Origin of the sequence: Aureimonas sp. Leaf427 (assembly GCF_001425485.1) — a bacterium.
GTDB lineage: Bacteria > Pseudomonadota > Alphaproteobacteria > Rhizobiales > Rhizobiaceae > Plantimonas.
Genome location: NZ_LMQW01000051.1, coordinates 280,135 through 295,144, shown reverse-complemented (window position 1 = coordinate 295,144; position 15,010 = coordinate 280,135). Strand labels below are relative to the sequence as shown.

At 67.8% G+C, this 15,010-nt stretch carries 16 protein-coding genes and 1 tRNA gene; 2 read left to right on the top strand and 15 right to left on the bottom strand.

The features are described from left to right. Positions 1 to 94 precede the first annotated feature (94 nt). From ASG62_RS22135 to ASG62_RS22105, 7 genes are all read right to left on the bottom strand, one after another. Positions 95 to 171 (bottom strand) — tRNA-Pro (locus ASG62_RS22135). A gap of 102 nt (positions 172 to 273) precedes the next feature. Then, positions 274 to 843, bottom strand: coding sequence for a MerR family transcriptional regulator (locus ASG62_RS22130; protein ID WP_056690517.1), 570 nt, complete (start codon positions 841 to 843; stop codon positions 274 to 276). Positions 844 to 972: 129 nt separating this feature from the next. Beyond that, positions 973 to 1,323: an integration host factor subunit alpha gene (locus ASG62_RS22125; protein ID WP_056690514.1), complete on the bottom strand. Its 351-nt coding sequence runs from the start codon at positions 1,321 to 1,323 to the stop codon at positions 973 to 975. Positions 1,324 to 1,474: 151 nt separating this feature from the next. Further along, the gene (locus tag ASG62_RS22120; RefSeq protein WP_056690509.1) at positions 1,475 to 2,452 is read right to left on the bottom strand and encodes a beta-ketoacyl-ACP synthase III; all 978 of its coding nucleotides are present in this window, start codon (positions 2,450 to 2,452) and stop codon (positions 1,475 to 1,477) included. Further along, positions 2,449 to 3,555: a phosphate acyltransferase PlsX gene (gene plsX, locus ASG62_RS22115; RefSeq protein ID WP_413814227.1), complete on the bottom strand. Its 1,107-nt coding sequence runs from the start codon at positions 3,553 to 3,555 to the stop codon at positions 2,449 to 2,451. Before plsX ends, ASG62_RS22120 begins: the two co-directional genes overlap by 4 nt. A gap of 171 nt (positions 3,556 to 3,726) precedes the next feature. Beyond that, the gene (locus ASG62_RS22110; protein ID WP_056690507.1) at positions 3,727 to 4,293 is read right to left on the bottom strand and encodes a YceD family protein; all 567 of its coding nucleotides are present in this window, start codon (positions 4,291 to 4,293) and stop codon (positions 3,727 to 3,729) included. Further along, a complete protein-coding gene (locus ASG62_RS22105) occupies positions 4,290 to 4,820 on the bottom strand; it encodes a ubiquinol-cytochrome C chaperone family protein (RefSeq protein WP_056690503.1) in 531 nt (176 codons plus the stop codon). Before ASG62_RS22105 ends, ASG62_RS22110 begins: the two co-directional genes overlap by 4 nt. Before the next feature lie 163 nt (positions 4,821 to 4,983). Here ASG62_RS22105 and ASG62_RS22100 point away from each other — a divergent pair, with 163 nt between their 5' ends. After that, positions 4,984 to 5,502: an outer membrane protein assembly factor BamE gene (locus ASG62_RS22100; protein WP_056690500.1), complete on the top strand. Its 519-nt coding sequence runs from the start codon at positions 4,984 to 4,986 to the stop codon at positions 5,500 to 5,502. A gap of 304 nt (positions 5,503 to 5,806) precedes the next feature. Further along, positions 5,807 to 6,943, top strand: a complete 1,137-nt coding sequence (locus ASG62_RS22095; protein WP_162245990.1) for a phosphatidylglycerol lysyltransferase domain-containing protein — start codon at positions 5,807 to 5,809, stop codon at positions 6,941 to 6,943. Positions 6,944 to 7,019: 76 nt separating this feature from the next. Here the strand turns inward: ASG62_RS22095 and ASG62_RS22090 are convergent, their stop codons facing one another. The 8 genes from ASG62_RS22090 to glyA form a co-directional block, all read right to left on the bottom strand. Next, entirely contained in the window at positions 7,020 to 9,170 is a 2,151-nt protein-coding gene (locus ASG62_RS22090) for a sodium-translocating pyrophosphatase (protein ID WP_056690494.1), read from the bottom strand. Positions 9,171 to 9,352: 182 nt separating this feature from the next. Continuing rightward, positions 9,353 to 10,105: a sulfite exporter TauE/SafE family protein gene (locus tag ASG62_RS22085; protein WP_244487472.1), complete on the bottom strand. Its 753-nt coding sequence runs from the start codon at positions 10,103 to 10,105 to the stop codon at positions 9,353 to 9,355. Between the two features lie 116 nt (positions 10,106 to 10,221). Beyond that, positions 10,222 to 10,707: a transcription antitermination factor NusB gene (gene nusB, locus ASG62_RS22080; RefSeq protein WP_056690488.1), complete on the bottom strand. Its 486-nt coding sequence runs from the start codon at positions 10,705 to 10,707 to the stop codon at positions 10,222 to 10,224. A gap of 5 nt (positions 10,708 to 10,712) precedes the next feature. Continuing rightward, the gene (locus tag ASG62_RS22075) at positions 10,713 to 11,159 is read right to left on the bottom strand and encodes a 6,7-dimethyl-8-ribityllumazine synthase (protein ID WP_056690486.1); all 447 of its coding nucleotides are present in this window, start codon (positions 11,157 to 11,159) and stop codon (positions 10,713 to 10,715) included. A 112-nt stretch (positions 11,160 to 11,271) separates the two neighbouring features. Further along, positions 11,272 to 11,883 carry a riboflavin synthase gene (locus ASG62_RS22070; RefSeq protein WP_056690483.1) on the bottom strand — a complete coding sequence of 204 codons (612 nt, stop codon included), beginning with the start codon at positions 11,881 to 11,883 and terminating at the stop codon, positions 11,272 to 11,274. A 12-nt stretch (positions 11,884 to 11,895) separates the two neighbouring features. Continuing rightward, the gene (ribD, locus tag ASG62_RS22065; RefSeq protein WP_056690480.1) at positions 11,896 to 13,017 is read right to left on the bottom strand and encodes a bifunctional diaminohydroxyphosphoribosylaminopyrimidine deaminase/5-amino-6-(5-phosphoribosylamino)uracil reductase RibD; all 1,122 of its coding nucleotides are present in this window, start codon (positions 13,015 to 13,017) and stop codon (positions 11,896 to 11,898) included. Between the two features lie 3 nt (positions 13,018 to 13,020). Next, a complete protein-coding gene (nrdR, locus tag ASG62_RS22060; RefSeq protein ID WP_056690477.1) occupies positions 13,021 to 13,512 on the bottom strand; it encodes a transcriptional regulator NrdR in 492 nt (163 codons plus the stop codon). A 29-nt stretch (positions 13,513 to 13,541) separates the two neighbouring features. After that, the gene (gene glyA / locus ASG62_RS22055; RefSeq protein ID WP_056690473.1) at positions 13,542 to 14,861 is read right to left on the bottom strand and encodes a serine hydroxymethyltransferase; all 1,320 of its coding nucleotides are present in this window, start codon (positions 14,859 to 14,861) and stop codon (positions 13,542 to 13,544) included. Positions 14,862 to 15,010: the final 149 nt, after the last annotated feature.

Genomic DNA, 15,010 nt, shown 5'->3' with positions numbered 1-15,010 from the left:
GGCCATCGAAGCCGCGGCGGCGCGACGGTCGCCGGCCGAATGCAAACCATGCCCTTCGGCATGATCGAATTCAATCGTGATGATTTTGGGAAATTGGTCGGAGCGAGAGGATTCGAACCTCCGACCCCTTGGACCCCATCCAAGTGCGCTACCAGGCTGCGCTACGCTCCGACTGAGCGAACCTTTAGAGAGCGGGAGGCTCGCGCGCAACCCCCTTTTGCGGGGATCGCGAAGAAGGTTGAGGCGGCGCTCGCCCGCCTCGCCCGATCCGCCCTATCGCACCTGATCGAGCAGCCGCTTGCACTCCAGAAGCTCCATGATGACATCCTGGAGGCTGGCGGCGCTTTCGGTGGGAAGACCGAGTTGGGGGCCGGATTCGGCGTCGCGTTCGCCCCGGCGCAGAAGCGCGGAGAGGCCGCGCGGGCGGTCCTGATGGGCGCGGACGGGCTCGCGGGGCTCGTCGGCCTCCACGTCGAAATCCTCGACCTGCGGCTCCGTCTCGCCCTCGCCGTCCTCCGGCAGAGGCCCGGCGGTGCGCCCCGACTGGATATCGTCGAGCGCGGCGACGTCCCCCGCCCCGATCTGGATCACGAAGCGGTTGCCGTTTTCCTTGAGAATGCGCTGCACGCCCCGGATCGTGAATCCCTTCACGTAGAGCAGGTAGCGGATGCCCTTCAGAAGCTCGACATCGTCCGGCCGATAGTAGCGGCGGCCACCGCCGCGCTTCATCGGCTTGATCTGCGTGAAGCGCGTTTCCCAGAAGCGCAGGACATGCTGCGGGAGGTTGAGGTCTTCGGCGACCTCGCTGATCGTGCGGAAAGCGTCGATGCTCTTGTCGGTCATGTCACTCCAGTCGATCGGGGCCAGTCGGCGAATCGGCCTTGGACGGACCAGCAGGCAGCCGGGCGTGGGCGGGACGGCCGACCGTGAACCGGCCGGGTGAGACGGGAGACGACCGAAAGCCGTAGAGACTTACTCGGCCGCCTTCAGCATCTCGACGGGCGCGGCACCCGGGGCCCGGCGCTTGGCGTGCGATTCCAGGATGCGGTCCTTCATCACGTTCGACGGCTTGAAGACCGCGACGCGGCGGGGCGAGATCGGCACTTCTTCGCCGGTCTTGGGATTGCGTCCGACCCGCTCGTTCTTGTCGCGCACCAGGAAGGAGCCAAAGGAGGAGATCTTCACCGACTCGCCACGGGCGATGGTGGCGCAGATCTCCTCGAGGATCGTCTCGACGAGGAAAGCGGATTCGGTCCGCGACAGACCGATCTTGCGAAAGACCGCCTCGGCGAGGTCTGCGCGCGTGACCGTTCGATCGACCATCCGAAATCCCCTTGCCTGCGCGACGACGATGCTCCGACCGGACCATCCGCGCTGTTCCCCTCACATCCGCGAGCGGGCCGCTCCCCAGCGGCAACCGTTCGTGAATTTCGGCCAAGATATCGAAGTTGCTCAACAAATCAAGCGCCGCGGGTCACCAGCGGACGACGACGGCGCCCCAGGTGAAGCCGCCGCCCATCGCCTCCAGCAGAATCAAGTCGCCCGACCTTATGCGACCGTCGCGGGCAGCCCTGTCGAGAGCGAGCGGAATGGATGCGGCCGACGTGTTTCCGTGGTCGTCGACCGTGACGACGACCTTCTCCGGCGCGATGCCGAGCTTCTTGGCGGAGGCGTCGATGATTCGGCGATTCGCCTGATGCGGCACGAACCAGTCGATGTCGTTCGCATCGATGCTCAGCGCGGCGAATGATTCTTCCACGACGCCGGTGATCATGCCGACGGCATGCTTGAAGACCTCGCGGCCTTCCATGCGCAGCTTGCCGACCGTCCCCGTCGTGGAGGGACCGCCATCGACATAGAGCTTCTCCTCGTGGGCGCCGTCCGAGCGCAGGCGCGAGACGAGAATGCCGCGATCCTCGGCCGTGCCCTCGCTCTCCACCGCCTCCAGCACGACGGCGCCCGCGCCGTCGCCGAAGAGCACGCAGGTGGAGCGGTCCTCCCAGTCGAGGATGCGCGAGAAGGTTTCGGCGCCGATCACCAGCGCCCGCTTGGCCATGCCGCCGCGCAGGTAGAGATCGGCCGTCGTCAGCGCATAGACGAAGCCGCTGCAGACGGCGGCCATGTCGAAGGCGAAGCCATGATGGATGCCGAGCCGGCGCTGCACCTGGACGCTCGATGCGGGAAAGGTGTTGTTCGGCGTCGCGGTGGCGAGAATGATGAGGTCGATATCGCCGGGCTGAAGTCCTGCGGCGTCGAGCGCGCGGCGCGCGGCGCCCTCGGCGAGCGAGACCGTCGTCTCGCCCTCGTCCGCGATGTGGCGGCGCTTGATGCCAGTGCGCTGGACGATCCACTCGTCGGAGGTCTCGACCATGCCTTCGAAATCGGCATTGGCCATGATGCGGGCCGGCAGCATGGAGCCGGTGCCGCGCACGACGGAACGGACGACGCTCATCGGGCGGCCTCCGGAATCTCGGCGGCCGGAAGAACCGCCTCCACGGGGGTGGCATCCGCAACGGCGGCACCCGCGACGGCCTCGTCGGAGACCCTCAGATAGAAATTGCGCAAGTCGTCCTCGATCCGCTGCTGAAGCCCGTTTTCGGCCATGGCGTAGGCAAGGTCCATCGCGGCGGCCGTGCCCTCGGCGTCGGTGCCGCCATGGCTCTTGATGACGATGCCGTTGAGGCCGAGAAAGACGCCGCCATTCACCTTGCGCGGGTCCATCTTGTCGCGCAGCCGGTCGAAGGCGCCCTTGGCGAGAAGATAGCCGAGCCGGGCGAGCCAGGTGCGCGTCATGGCCTCGCGCAGGTAGCCGGCGATCTGCCGCGCCGTGCCCTCGGCCGTCTTCAGCGCGATATTGCCGGTGAAGCCTTCGGTGACGACGACGTCCACCGTGCCCTTGCCGAGATCATTGCCCTCGACGAAGCCGTGATATTCGAGCCCGCCGAGCGGCGTCTCCTTCAGGAGGCGCCCGGCCTCGCGAACGTCGTCCTGGCCCTTCACCTCCTCGACGCCGATGTTGAGGAGGCCGACCGTCGGGCGCTCGATGCCGAAGAGCGCGCGCGCCATGGCGGCGCCCATCATGGAAAAGTCGAGAAGCTGCTGAGCGTCCGCGCCGATCGTCGCGCCGACATCGAGCACGATGCTCTCGCCGCGCTGCGTCGGCCAGATCGCCGCGATCGCCGGACGCTCGATATTGGCCATGGTGCGCAGGCAGAACTTCGCCATCGCCATGAGGGCGCCGGTGTTGCCGGCCGAAAACGCCACGCCGGCCTCGCCGGTCTTCACGGCCTCGATGGCGCGCCACATGGAGGACTTGTAGCGGCCCTGGCGCAGCGCCTGGCTCGGCTTGTCGTCCATGCGGATCGAGACGTCGCAGTGATGGAAGACCGAGGCGGCCTTCAGCTGCGGCAGCGTGTCGAGGACCGGCATGACCTGATCCTGCTCACCGAAGATGACGAAGCGAAGCCCCGGATGGCGCTGGAGAGCGATGTTGGCGCCGGGCAGGATGACGGATGGCCCATGATCCCCACCCATCGCATCGATGGAGATCGTCACACCGGAATTCTGCTTCAAAGCCTGCTCGCTTTCGCCTGTCGGACCGTTCGACGCGGCGCGACCATAGTCATTTCCAACCGGCTGACAACCGAGGGCCAGCCCCGCCGCCGTCTCATGTCCAGACGCGCCCTGCGTTGCACCGCGAAGGCGGCGAAGGTGGGGCGCCGGCCTCTACGACCCGCGCTTCAGACTCTCCAGCTTGGCGAAGGGCGAAACCTTGCCGGCCTCGGGCTCCGGATCGGTGTCGAAATCCTGGAAATCGATGCCCGACGCTCGGGGATAGGGATCGAGCGCGAGGGCAACCAGCTCCGACAGGACCTCGCCGAAATCCAGCCGATCGCCGGAATAGGTCTCGGGAATATCCTCGCCCTCGGGGTCGAGGTGAAGCTCGCCGTCGACGGGCGAGGACGGCCTCGCCAGCCGCGACTGCTCGGGCACGAAGATGAGATCGACCTCCTCCTCGATCGTCTGCCGGACGGGATCGAGCGTGACGACGCAGGACTGCACGACCTCGGCCCGGTAGGTGCCGACGATCCGAACGCCCTCGCTGCGCCAGGCTTCCACATTGACGTCCGCCTGCAGAGCTTCGACGGCGGGAATATCCAGGCGGCGGGCCAGCGCCTCTCGCTCGTCGGCGCGCGCCTCGAAGACGATCGGCATGCCGTTCTTGGGCAGGCGCGAGACGCTGATCCAGAAGCTCGGCCCCTCCAGGCGGGGCTTGGCGTCGTCGTTCGTCATAATGTCACCCCCGCTCCATCCAGTCGGCCGGCCAGAATCGCCGCGTTGGAAAGCCGGCCATAGGCCTGATGCCGTTCGTTCATGTCGCGCGCAAGATGCGCGGCCTGCTCGGTGGTCCCGGCGCCCGCCAGCGCGAAGCGCCGCAGCGCCGTCGCGAGAGCGGCCTGATCCCCGGTGCCCAGCGGCGCGTCATAGGCCGCGACGCGCTCGTAGAACATGCCGGCCAGCTTGCGCATGCGCTTGGGAACCGAGACGTCGCCGATGCCGAGCTCGCGGATCGAATCCTCCACGTCGAGAATGAAGCGATCCACGAGATCCTGCGCCAGCGGCTTCAGCGCGGCGTCGTCACCGCATCGCGCCAGGAACAGGAACACCGAGATGCACAGCGATTCGAAACGGCCCATCACCGTGTCGGGCAGGCCACCCTCGGTGAAGAGGACCGGACGGCGGGACGTCTCGACGATCCCGGCATAGAGGTCGTCGACGATCTCGCGGTTGCGGCTCAGCGCCTTCCATCTCTTCAGCATCGATCTTGCGGCCTCCCGTAGAGCCGGGCCGTGACACGCCTTCCGTCCGATTGCAACGCCGGGCGGAGTGCTTTAGTTGAGGCCGACCGGAGGGGATCGCAAGGCTTTGCCGCGATCCTGCCTTGCATGGGGATTAGGGACGTCCGGACGCCGTTCCAGGGAGATGTCACGCGTGATCCGCAACGGACGAATTCTGCAGGCCGCGCTCGGCGCCACACTTCTCGGCAGCCTTGCCACGGTCAGCGCCTGTTCGACGGCCGAGACCCTGAACCAGGGCTATATCGTCGACGAGCAGACCATCGCGCTCGTGCCGGTCGGCTCGAGCCGCGAGCAGGTGATTCTGGCGCTCGGCTCGCCCTCCACCACCGCGACCTTCGACAACGAGGTGTTCTACTACATCTCGCAGAAGCGCGTTCGCACCATGGCCTTCATGAAGCCGACGCTGGTCGACCAGCGGGTGCTCGGCATCTACTTCAACAAGGAAGGCACGGTGGACCGGCTGGCCAATTACGGCCTGCAGAACGGCAAGGTCTTCGACTTCATCTCCCGCACGACCCCGACCGGCGGCAAGGACGCGAGCCTGCTCGGACAGATCCTGCAGCCGGGCGTTCCCGGCGCGGGCGCGGGCGCCCCGAGCAGCATCGGCTCGCAGGAAGACCGCGGCATCGGCCCGCAGCGCTAAACGGCGTGGATCGTCTCGACGATCCCGTCCCTCTGACGACGCGAGCGCTGGAGCAGGGTCGAAAGCTCCGCTTCGGCGCCAATTCGTTAAGCGTGAATCGGCGTTTGCGCCACAGGTCCGCCGTAAAGTCATGAGCCGTAAGAACAAGGCAAGCACCGCAAGCCTATAGGTTGCGCTCTCAGCGCCACCTGGACGCTGCGTTGTCGCCGCCGGCCGGCATTTCGCAGCATCCGCCACCGACCGGGTTACGATGCAAAGTCTTGCTCTCGCCACGCTTGCCGACGAGTTGGAAACGGCCCGTTCCGTGTCCATCGACTCCGCCGCCTCGACCCCGAAGCCTGCCGCCTCGAACATCCGCTTTCTGCGCCCGGTCGACGGCTCGCGCCGCGCCGGCCTGATGACGTCGCTGAAAAGCCTCGTGCAGCCGAAGGCGCCGGCACCGGTTCTCGACGCGGCACAGGCGATGGAGGCGGCCGTGCGGATCGTCGAGCGCCAGGGGCTCGGCGAAGCCAATCTCGTGCGCATGGCCGACAAGGATATCCTCTTCAGCGAAGACGGCGAAGCCTTCGTCATGTATGCCCGGCGCGGCCGGTCGATGATCGCGCTGTCCGATCCGATCGGGCCGGCCGATCGCTGGGAGGGCCTCGTCCACCTCTTCTGCGAGACGGCCCGCGCGTCCGGCTGCCGCCCGGTCTTCTACCAGGCCTCCCCCGCCCTTCTCGGCGCCTGCTTCGAGGCGGGCCTGAAGAGCCTGAAGCTCGGCGAGCAGGCGGTTGTCGATCTTGCGACCTTCGACATGAAGGGCGGCAAGTGGCTGAGCCTTCGCCGCTCGACCAACCGGGCCGAGCGCGACGGGCTGCAGTTCTCCTTCGTTCCCGCCTGCGACGTGCCGGCCCTGATGCCGGAGCTGGAGGCGGTCTCGAACGCGTGGCTCGGCCATACGCGCGCCCGCGAAAAGAGCTTCTCGCTCGGCAGCTTCATTCCCGATTATCTCGCGACCCAGCCGGTCGCGATCATGCGCTTCGAAGGGCGGCTCGTCGCCTTCGCCTCCGTGCTTGTGACGGACCGGCGCCAGTCCGCCTTCATCGATCTCATGCGCTTCGTGCCGGGCGTCCATCGCGGCATGATGGATCTTCTCTTCGTGAAGACCATGCTCCACCTGAAGGACGAGGGCTTCGCCGCGCTGAACCTCGGCATGGCGCCGCTGGCGGGCCTTGGCGACCAGGACGGCGCGCCGCTCTGGAACCAACTCGGCAAGACCGTCTACGAGTGCGGCGAGTCCTTCTACAATTTCCAGGGCCTGCGCGCCTTCAAGTCGAAGTTCGAGCCTCGCTGGGAATCGCGCTATCTCGCCGTGCCCACCCATTCCAACGCCTATCTCGCCATCATGGACGTCGCCATGCTGATCAGCGGCGGGTTCAAGGGCATGTTCGGCAAGTAGACCGCGACATCCTCTAAAACGCCGAGAGCCCGCCGATCGTGAGACCGGCGGGCTCTCGGCGTTCTTGGCACTCGCTTCAGTGGTGCGCGAGGATGGCGAGCAAGAGAAGCGCGACGATGTTGGTGATCTTGATCGCCGGGTTCACGGCGGGGCCGGCCGTGTCCTTGTAGGGATCGCCGACCGTATCGCCCGTGACGGATGCCTTGTGGGCCTCCGAGCCCTTCATGTGCCGCTGGCCCGCCGAATCGACGAAACCGTCCTCGAAGCTCTTCTTGGCATTGTCCCAGGCGCCGCCGCCCGATGTCATCGAGATCGCGACGAAGAGGCCGGTGACGATGACCCCGAGCAGCATGGCGCCGAGCGCGGAGAAGGCCTGGCTCTTGCCCGCGATCAGGAGCACGCCGAAATAGACGACGATCGGGGCGAGAACCGGCAGGAGCGAGGGCACGATCATCTCGCGGATGGCCGCGCGCGTCAGCATGTCGACCGCCCGCGCATAGTCCGGCCGCTCGGTGCCGGCCATGATGCCGGGCTTCTCGCGGAACTGGCGACGGACCTCCTCCACTACGGCGCTCGCCGCGCGGCCGACCGCCGTCATGGCGATGCCGCCGAAGAGGTACGGGATGAGGCCGCCGAGCAGCAGGCCGACGACGACGAAGGGGTTGGTCAGCGAGAAGTCCGGCACGACGTCGCGGAAATACTCGTAGCCCCGGCCGGCCGCCGCTTCGGCGACGAAGTACTGGAGATCGTAATTGTAGGCGGCGAAGAGCACGAGGGCGCCGAGACCAGCCGAGCCGATCGCGTAGCCCTTGGTCACGGCCTTCGTCGTGTTGCCGACGGCGTCGAGCGCGTCGGTGGACTTGCGAACATTGGCCGGAAGGCCTGCCATTTCCGCGATTCCGCCGGCATTGTCCGTGACGGGACCGAAGGCATCGAGCGCGACGATCATGCCGGCGACGCCGAGCATGGCGGTGACGGCGATGCCGGTGCCGTAGAGCCCGGCCAGCTGGAAGGTGGAGACGATGCCGGCGACGATGACGAGCGTCGGAAGCGCCGTGGATTCCAGCGAGACCGCGAGACCCTGGATGACGTTGGTGCCATGGCCGGAAACGGAGGCCTGGCTGATCGAGCGCACGGGCCGAAAGCCGATGCCGGTGTAGTATTCCGTGATCCAGACGATCAGCCCCGTGACGGCGAGGCCGACCACGCCGCAGATGAAGAGGTTCAGACCGTTGATCGCAAGGCCCGCCGAGGTCGTGCCGATCTCGCCGAAGCCGACCGTGGCATAGGTCGCGAGCGCCAGCCCGCCGATCGAGAGAAGGGTCGTCGCCCAAAGGCCCTTGTAGAGCGCGCCCATGATCGAGCCGTTCGCGCCCAGCCGGACGAAGAACGTGCCGACGATCGAGGTGATGATGCAGGCGCCGCAGATGGCGAGCGGGTAGATCATCACGCTTTCCAGCATGGGCTGGCCGACGAAGAAGATCGCGCCGAGCACCATGGTCGCGACGACGGTGACGGCATAGGTCTCGAAGAGATCGGCCGCCATGCCCGCGCAGTCGCCGACATTGTCGCCGACATTGTCGGCAATGGTCGCCGGGTTGCGCGGATCGTCTTCGGGAATGCCGGCCTCGACCTTGCCGACGAGATCGCCGCCGACATCGGCGCCCTTGGTGAAGATGCCGCCGCCGAGGCGCGCGAAGATCGAGATCAGCGAGGCGCCGAAGCCGAGCGAGACGAGGCTGTCGATGACCGTGCGGTCGGAGGCCGTAAAGCCGAGCTGGCTGGTGAGAACCCAGAAATAGCCGGCGACGCCGATCAGGGCGAGGCCCGCGACGAGCATGCCGGTGATGGCGCCGGACTTGAAGGCGATGTCGAGACCGGCCGAGAGCGAGCGCGAGGCGGCCTGCGCCGTGCGCACGTTCGCGCGCACCGAGACGTTCATGCCGATGAAGCCGGCAAGGCCGGACAGGACGGAGCCGACGAGGAAGCCGACCGCGGCAAAGCCCGAGAGAAGCCACCATGTGAGCGCCAGGACGATGACGCCGACGATGGCGATGGTCGTGTATTGCCGCGCCAGATAGGCCTGCGCGCCCTCGCGGATAGCGCCGGCGATCTCGCGCATGCGCGCGTTGCCCTGATCGGCCGCCATCACGGAGCGCGTCGCCCATGCCGCGTAGGCGATGGATAGCGCTCCGCAGAGTATGACGATGAGTAGTATGTTCGACATGCCGTTTCGTCCCCCCCAGACCGGACTTTGCCGGCCGCTCTTCTTCGAAAAGCCTTGGCCCTCACGCGACTCTTGCCGGCCGCTTCGGACAGGGGGACGTTATAGGAGGGTCATGGCGCGTCAAGCGACCGCAGGCATTGCGGCGAAGGGGCCGCGATCCGACGGCGGACGGACTGAGAGGCTCAGGAGCGCCAGAGACCGTCGAAGAGTGGAAGACCCGCGACGGCCGAGGCGCCGATCAACACGAAGCAGACGCGCCGGAAATGGCGCTCGTCGGTCGTGCGGTGAAGCGTCGAGCCGAGCCTCAGGCCGATCGCATAGGTCGGCGCGGCGAGCGCGCAAAGAAGAAAGACGCGCGCCTCGAAGAGGCCGCCGACGAGGTAGCTCGCGATCGAGATGACGGTGGAGACGGCGAAATAGGCGATGACGTTTGCACGGACCCTCGCGCCGGCGCTGGAGCCGCTCAGCCAATAGGCGACGACCGGCGATCCGCCGAGCTGCGCCGCGCCGGAAAAGACGCCCGCGATACCGCCGACGCCGACGGTCAGCGCCGTGTGCGGGCGGCCGAGATAGCGCCAGCCGCTGATAAGGAAGAGGAGAAGAAGGAAGGCAAGGCTGCAGATCGCCCATCGCAGCAGAACGGGATCGACGACGGCGAGAGCCAGAGTGCCGAGCGGCACGCCGACCACGGCGCCGAGCGCCATGGTCGCGACCTCCCGGCGATCGGCCAGGCGAAACGCGGCCGGGAGCATGCCGAGGGTCAGGATGGCGTCGACGACGAGGAGCGTCGCGGAGGCGAGCTTCGGGCCGACCACCGCGCTCGCCAGCGGGATGAAGATGAGGGCGGCGCCAAAGCCGGAAAAGCCACGCGCCGACCCGGCCAGGAAAGCGGCGAGAACGACGAAGGCGAGGCCCTGGCCGGAGAGCCCGGCCATCCAATCATCCGGCATCGAAGGGCTCGCGAGGGAAAGGAGGAATACCGGCGGCCATCGCCGTCAGTCAGGCATGGGCATGGTCGCGGGAAAGATCGAGGCGGCCGCGGCCGAAGCGGTCAGCTCGTCCCCCGCCCCTCGCCCCGCACGCGCCGCGAGACGCGGTCGAGGACCGCGTTGACGAGCCGCGGCTCGTCCTCGGCATAGAAAGCCTTGGCGATATCGACATATTCCACGATGATGACGGCGACCGGAACGTCCTTGCGCGCGGTGATCTCGTAGGTGCCGGCGCGAAGGATGGCGCGCAGCGTCGTGTCGAGGCGCGCCAGCGGCCAGTCGGGCGTCAGCGAGGTGTGGATCAGCGGATCGATCGCGGTCTGGCCGCGCACGACGCCGGAGACGATGTCGCGGAACCAGGCGGCATCGGCCTCGCGGTAGGTCTCGCCGTCGACCTCCTGCCCGAGGCGGAAGGACTCGTATTCGGCGACCGTCTCGAGAAGGCCGGTTCCGCCGACATCCATCTGATAGAGCGCCTGCACGGCGGCGAGCCGCGCTGCGCCGCGCTTGTTCGCGTGCCGGATGGGTTTGGGGGCCGCGTCTGACATGGGGCTCAGGCCCCCAGCTTTTCGCGGAGCGCGACCATGTGGAGGGCCGTGTCGGCCGCGCCGCCGCCCTTGTTCTTGCGATCGACGAGCGCGCGCTCGAGCGCCTGCTCCTCGTTCTCCACCGTCAGGATGCCGTTGCCGACGGCAATGCCGTCGTTGATCGACATGTCCATGAGGGCGCGGCAGGATTCGTTGGCGACGATGTCGAAATGATAGGTCTCGCCCCGGATGACGCAGCCGAGCGCGACATAGCCGTCATAGGACACGCCACCGGCATCCTCGGCCGCCAGCGCGAAGCTGATCGTCGCCGGAATCTCCAGCGCGCCCGGCACGGTCACGACGTCGAAGGTCGCGCCCGCCTTTTCCAGCGCGGCCTTGGCGCCGACGAGAAGGGCATCGGCGATGTGATCGTAGAAGCGGGCTTCGACGATGAGGATATGGGGATTGGACATAGGTGAACTTTCGAAGCGTCGATCGTCGGCGGGGTTGGAGCGACCCTATAGAGCATGTCGGACCCGCGCGGTATCTCGCTTCCGCAGGAAAGCGATGCGCGGGCCGGGACGGTCAGCCCGCGTCCGGCGCGAAGAGGCGCTCGGCATAGCGCGCGATCTGGTCGATTTCCAGGTTGACGCGGTCCCCGGCGCGCCGCTCGCCCCAGGTCGTCACCGCCAGGGAATGACGGATCAGGAGAACGTCGAAGACGTCGTCGGCGACGCCGTTGACCGTCAGCGAGGTTCCGTCGAGACAGACCGAACCCTTGCGGGCGATGTAGCGCTTGTGCTCGGGCGCGACCTTCAGGCGAAAGCGGACGGCCTCGCCCTCTTCCGTCACCTCCACGATCTCGGCGATGCCATCGACATGACCGGACACGAGGTGGCCGCCGAGCTCGTCGCCGACCTTCAGCGCCCGTTCCAGGTTGATGCGGGTGCCCTGCCCCCAGGCGCCGGCCGTGGTCAGGCGCAGCGCCTCCTCCCAGGCCTCGACCTCGAACCAGCGCTCGTTGGAGCCCTCGCCCGGCAGCGCGGTCACGGTGAGGCAGACGCCCGAGCAGGCGATGGAAGCGCCGAGCGAGATGCCGGCGGGATCGTAGACGGTCTCGACGCGAAAGCGTCGTCCCTGGTCGAGGGCCTCGGTGCTGGCGATGCGGCCGATGTCGGTGACGATACCCGTGAACATGGTCGGTGATCCTCAGGCGCCGGGGCGCCGGTCGTATTCGGTCCAGCGATCCCGGCCGAAGCGGGATGTCCGCGTCCTCGCGAAGCGCTGTGGCACGTCGTGCGGATCGATCGGAGATGCAAGCCCCCCCGCGCCGATCTCGCCCTCGCCCTCCACGAGGATCAGCCGATCGACGAGGTCTTCGGCGAGGAACTGCCGCGCGACGGTCGCGCCGCCCTCCACGAGGACCGTCGCGATGCCGCGCGCCGCCAGATCCTCCAGAAGCTCCGGCAGCGCGATGCGCCCGCTTCCGGGATCGGTCTCGCAGGCGATGATCTCGCAGCCGGCCTCGCGAAAGCGCCCCGCGCCGGGCCGGTCGCCGATGACGGCGAAGGCGGTCGGCACATGGCGCGCGGTGGCGACGACGCCTGCCGTCAGGGGTGCCTCCAGCCGGGCGTCCAGAACGATGCGCAGCGGCGAGCGGGCCTCAAGGCCCGGCAGGCGGCAGGTGAGCTGCGGATCGTCGGCCTTCAGCGTGCCGACGCCGACGAGGATCGCGTCCGAGCGCGCGCGCAGGAGATGCGTCTGCCGGTTGGCGACCGGCCCGGTAATGGCGACCTGTCCCTCCCCGGCTCTGCCGATGCACCCGTCGCGGGAGATGGCGAGCTTCAGCGTCACCTCCGGACGCCGCGCCGTGCTGCGCATCAGATAGCCCGACATGGCGCGCGCGGCCTCGGGCGCCAGAACGCGCGTCGTCAGCGCGATGCCGGCCTTGCGCAGGATCGAATGGCCGCGCCCGTCCACCCGGTCGTCGGGATCGCCCGAGGCCGAGACGGCACGGCCGATCCGCGCCGTCACCAGCGCTTCGGCGCAAGGCGGCGTACGGCCGTGATGGGCGCAGGGCTCCAGCGTGACATAGGCGGTGGCGCCGACGGCGAGCGCCCCGGCTTCGGCCAGCGCCTCCGTCTCGGCATGCGGGCGGCCGCCCGGCGCCGTGATGCCACGGCCGACGATCACGGGGCCCGCGCCGTCGTCGCGCACCAGCAGCGTCGCGACGGACGGATTGGTGCCGGTCAGGCCGGTGTTGCGCTCGGACAGGCGGATCGCCGCCGCCATGAAACGGCGATCGATCTCTACGCGCTCATCCGTGCTCATCGTTCAGGGCTCCCGCGGGTCGTCCGCCGGCTCGCCGTCGGAGCGCGCGTCTTCGAGCTCGCCGAGCACGGCCGCGAAATCCCTCGCCTCGCGGAAATCGCGATAGACGGAGGCAAAGCGCACATAGGCTATCTCGTCGAGGCCCCGCAGGGCCTCCATCACGAGAAGGCCGATCTGGTCCGAGGTGATCTCGCTCTCGCCGGTCGATTCCAGCTGGCGGACGATGCCCGAGATCATCCGCTCGACGCGGTCGGCCTCCACCGGCCGCTTGCGCAGCGCGACCTGGACGGAGCGCGCGAGCTTGTCGCGATCGAAGGGAACGCGGCGGCCGGACTTCTTGAGGACCTGCAGCTCGCGCAGCTGCACGCGCTCGAAGGTCGTGAAGCGGCCGCCGCAATCGGGGCAGACTCGGCGGCGGCGGATGGCGGCGCCATCCTCCGCCGGACGCGAATCCTTCACCTGACTGTCCTGCGAGGCGCAGTAGGGGCAGCGCATGCCGGTCGCGCCTCGCTCTCGTCCCGCTCTCAGCCGAGGCCGGTATAGATCGGGAAGCGAGCGGTCAGGGCCTCGACCTTCTCCTTGACGCGGGCTTCCGTCGCGGCGTTGCCCTCGTCGGAATTGGCGGCCTTCAACCCGTCCAGAACCTCCACGATCAGCTTGCCGACCTCGCGGAATTCGGCATTGCCGAAGCCGCGCGTGGTAGCGGCCGGCGTGCCCAGGCGAATGCCGGAGGTGACCGTCGGCTTTTCCGGGTCGTTCGGAACGCCGTTCTTGTTGCAGGTGATCGCGGCGCGGCCGAGCGCGACCTCGGAGGCCTTGCCGGTGAGGTTCTTCGGCCGAAGATCGACCAGCATCAGATGCGTGTCGGTGCCGCCGGAGACGATGTCGAAGCCGCCCTCGCGAACCGTCTCGGCCAGGACCTTGGCGTTCGAGACGACCGAGGCGATGTAGGACTTGTAGGACGGGCGCAGCGCCTCGCCGAAGGCCGCGGCCTTGCCGGCGATGACGTGCATGAGGGGGCCGCCCTGAAGGCCGGGGAAGATCGCGGAGTTGATCTTCTTGGCGATCGCCTCGTCGTTCGTCACCACGAGACCGCCGCGCGGGCCGCGCAACGTCTTGTGGGTCGTGGAGGTCGCGACATGGGCGTGGGGGAACGGGCTCGGATGCGCGCCGCCGGCGACGAGACCGGCGAAATGGGCCATGTCCACCCAGAGAATGGCGCCGACCGAATCCGCGATGGCGCGCATGCGGGCGAAATCGATGATGCGCGAATACGCCGAGCCGCCCGCGATCAGGATCGCCGGCTTGTGTTCGTTTGCCAGAGCCTCGACTTGATCGTAGTCGATGAGGCCGGTCTCGAGGTCGAGGCCGTACTGGACCGCGTTGAACCACTTGCCGGAAAGGTTCGGCTTGGCGCCGTGCGTCAGATGGCCGCCGGCATCGAGGCTCATGCCGAGCAGCGTCTCGCCCGGCTTGGAGAGCGCCAGGAGCACGGCCTGATTCGCCTGGCTGCCGGAATTGGCCTGCACGTTGGCGAAGCTGCAGCCGAAGAGCTGCTTGGCGCGCTCGATGGCGAGCTCCTCGACGATGTCGACATATTCGCAGCCGCCATAATAGCGGCGGCCCGGATACCCTTCCGCATATTTGTTGGTGAGGACGGAGCCCTGCGCCTCGAGAACGGCGCGGGAGACGATGTTTTCCGAGGCGATCAGCTCGATCTCGTGCTGCTGGCGATGCAGCTCGCCTTTCATCGCATCGAAGAGCGCGGGATCGCTGTCGGCGATACCGTCTTCGAAGAAGGTGGCGAAATCGGACGGGGACTCGGCGCGCTGCGCTTCGGACATCGGTTCTCTCCGTTTCGTGCCGCCCTGATGCCCGCTGGGGTGCCGGCTGGCGACGGTGGCCGATACCATGTCGTTGGCCGTCCGCCAATCATCGTTGGAAAACGACGAAGCCGAGAGCGCTTTGCGCCCTCGGCTTCTTTTCAGTGCGA

Coding starts and splice junctions, on each gene's coding strand:
- ASG62_RS22100 (WP_056690500.1), top strand. CDS start 4,984: ATGTCACGCGTGATCCGCAACGGACGAATTCTGCAGGCCGCGCTCGGC.
- ASG62_RS22090 (WP_056690494.1), bottom strand. CDS start 9,170: ATGTCGAACATACTACTCATCGTCATACTCTGCGGAGCGCTATCCATC.
- ASG62_RS22125 (WP_056690514.1), bottom strand. CDS start 1,323: ATGGTCGATCGAACGGTCACGCGCGCAGACCTCGCCGAGGCGGTCTTT.
- ASG62_RS22110 (WP_056690507.1), bottom strand. CDS start 4,293: ATGACGAACGACGACGCCAAGCCCCGCCTGGAGGGGCCGAGCTTCTGG.
- ribD (WP_056690480.1), bottom strand. CDS start 13,017: ATGAGCACGGATGAGCGCGTAGAGATCGATCGCCGTTTCATGGCGGCG.
- ASG62_RS22105 (WP_056690503.1), bottom strand. CDS start 4,820: ATGCTGAAGAGATGGAAGGCGCTGAGCCGCAACCGCGAGATCGTCGAC.
- nrdR (WP_056690477.1), bottom strand. CDS start 13,512: ATGCGCTGCCCCTACTGCGCCTCGCAGGACAGTCAGGTGAAGGATTCG.
- ASG62_RS22070 (WP_056690483.1), bottom strand. CDS start 11,883: ATGTTCACGGGTATCGTCACCGACATCGGCCGCATCGCCAGCACCGAG.
- glyA (WP_056690473.1), bottom strand. CDS start 14,861: ATGTCCGAAGCGCAGCGCGCCGAGTCCCCGTCCGATTTCGCCACCTTC.
- ASG62_RS22085 (WP_244487472.1), bottom strand. CDS start 10,105: ATGGCCGGGCTCTCCGGCCAGGGCCTCGCCTTCGTCGTTCTCGCCGCT.
- ASG62_RS22120 (WP_056690509.1), bottom strand. CDS start 2,452: ATGAGCGTCGTCCGTTCCGTCGTGCGCGGCACCGGCTCCATGCTGCCG.
- nusB (WP_056690488.1), bottom strand. CDS start 10,707: ATGTCAGACGCGGCCCCCAAACCCATCCGGCACGCGAACAAGCGCGGC.
- ASG62_RS22130 (WP_056690517.1), bottom strand. CDS start 843: ATGACCGACAAGAGCATCGACGCTTTCCGCACGATCAGCGAGGTCGCC.
- ASG62_RS22075 (WP_056690486.1), bottom strand. CDS start 11,159: ATGTCCAATCCCCATATCCTCATCGTCGAAGCCCGCTTCTACGATCAC.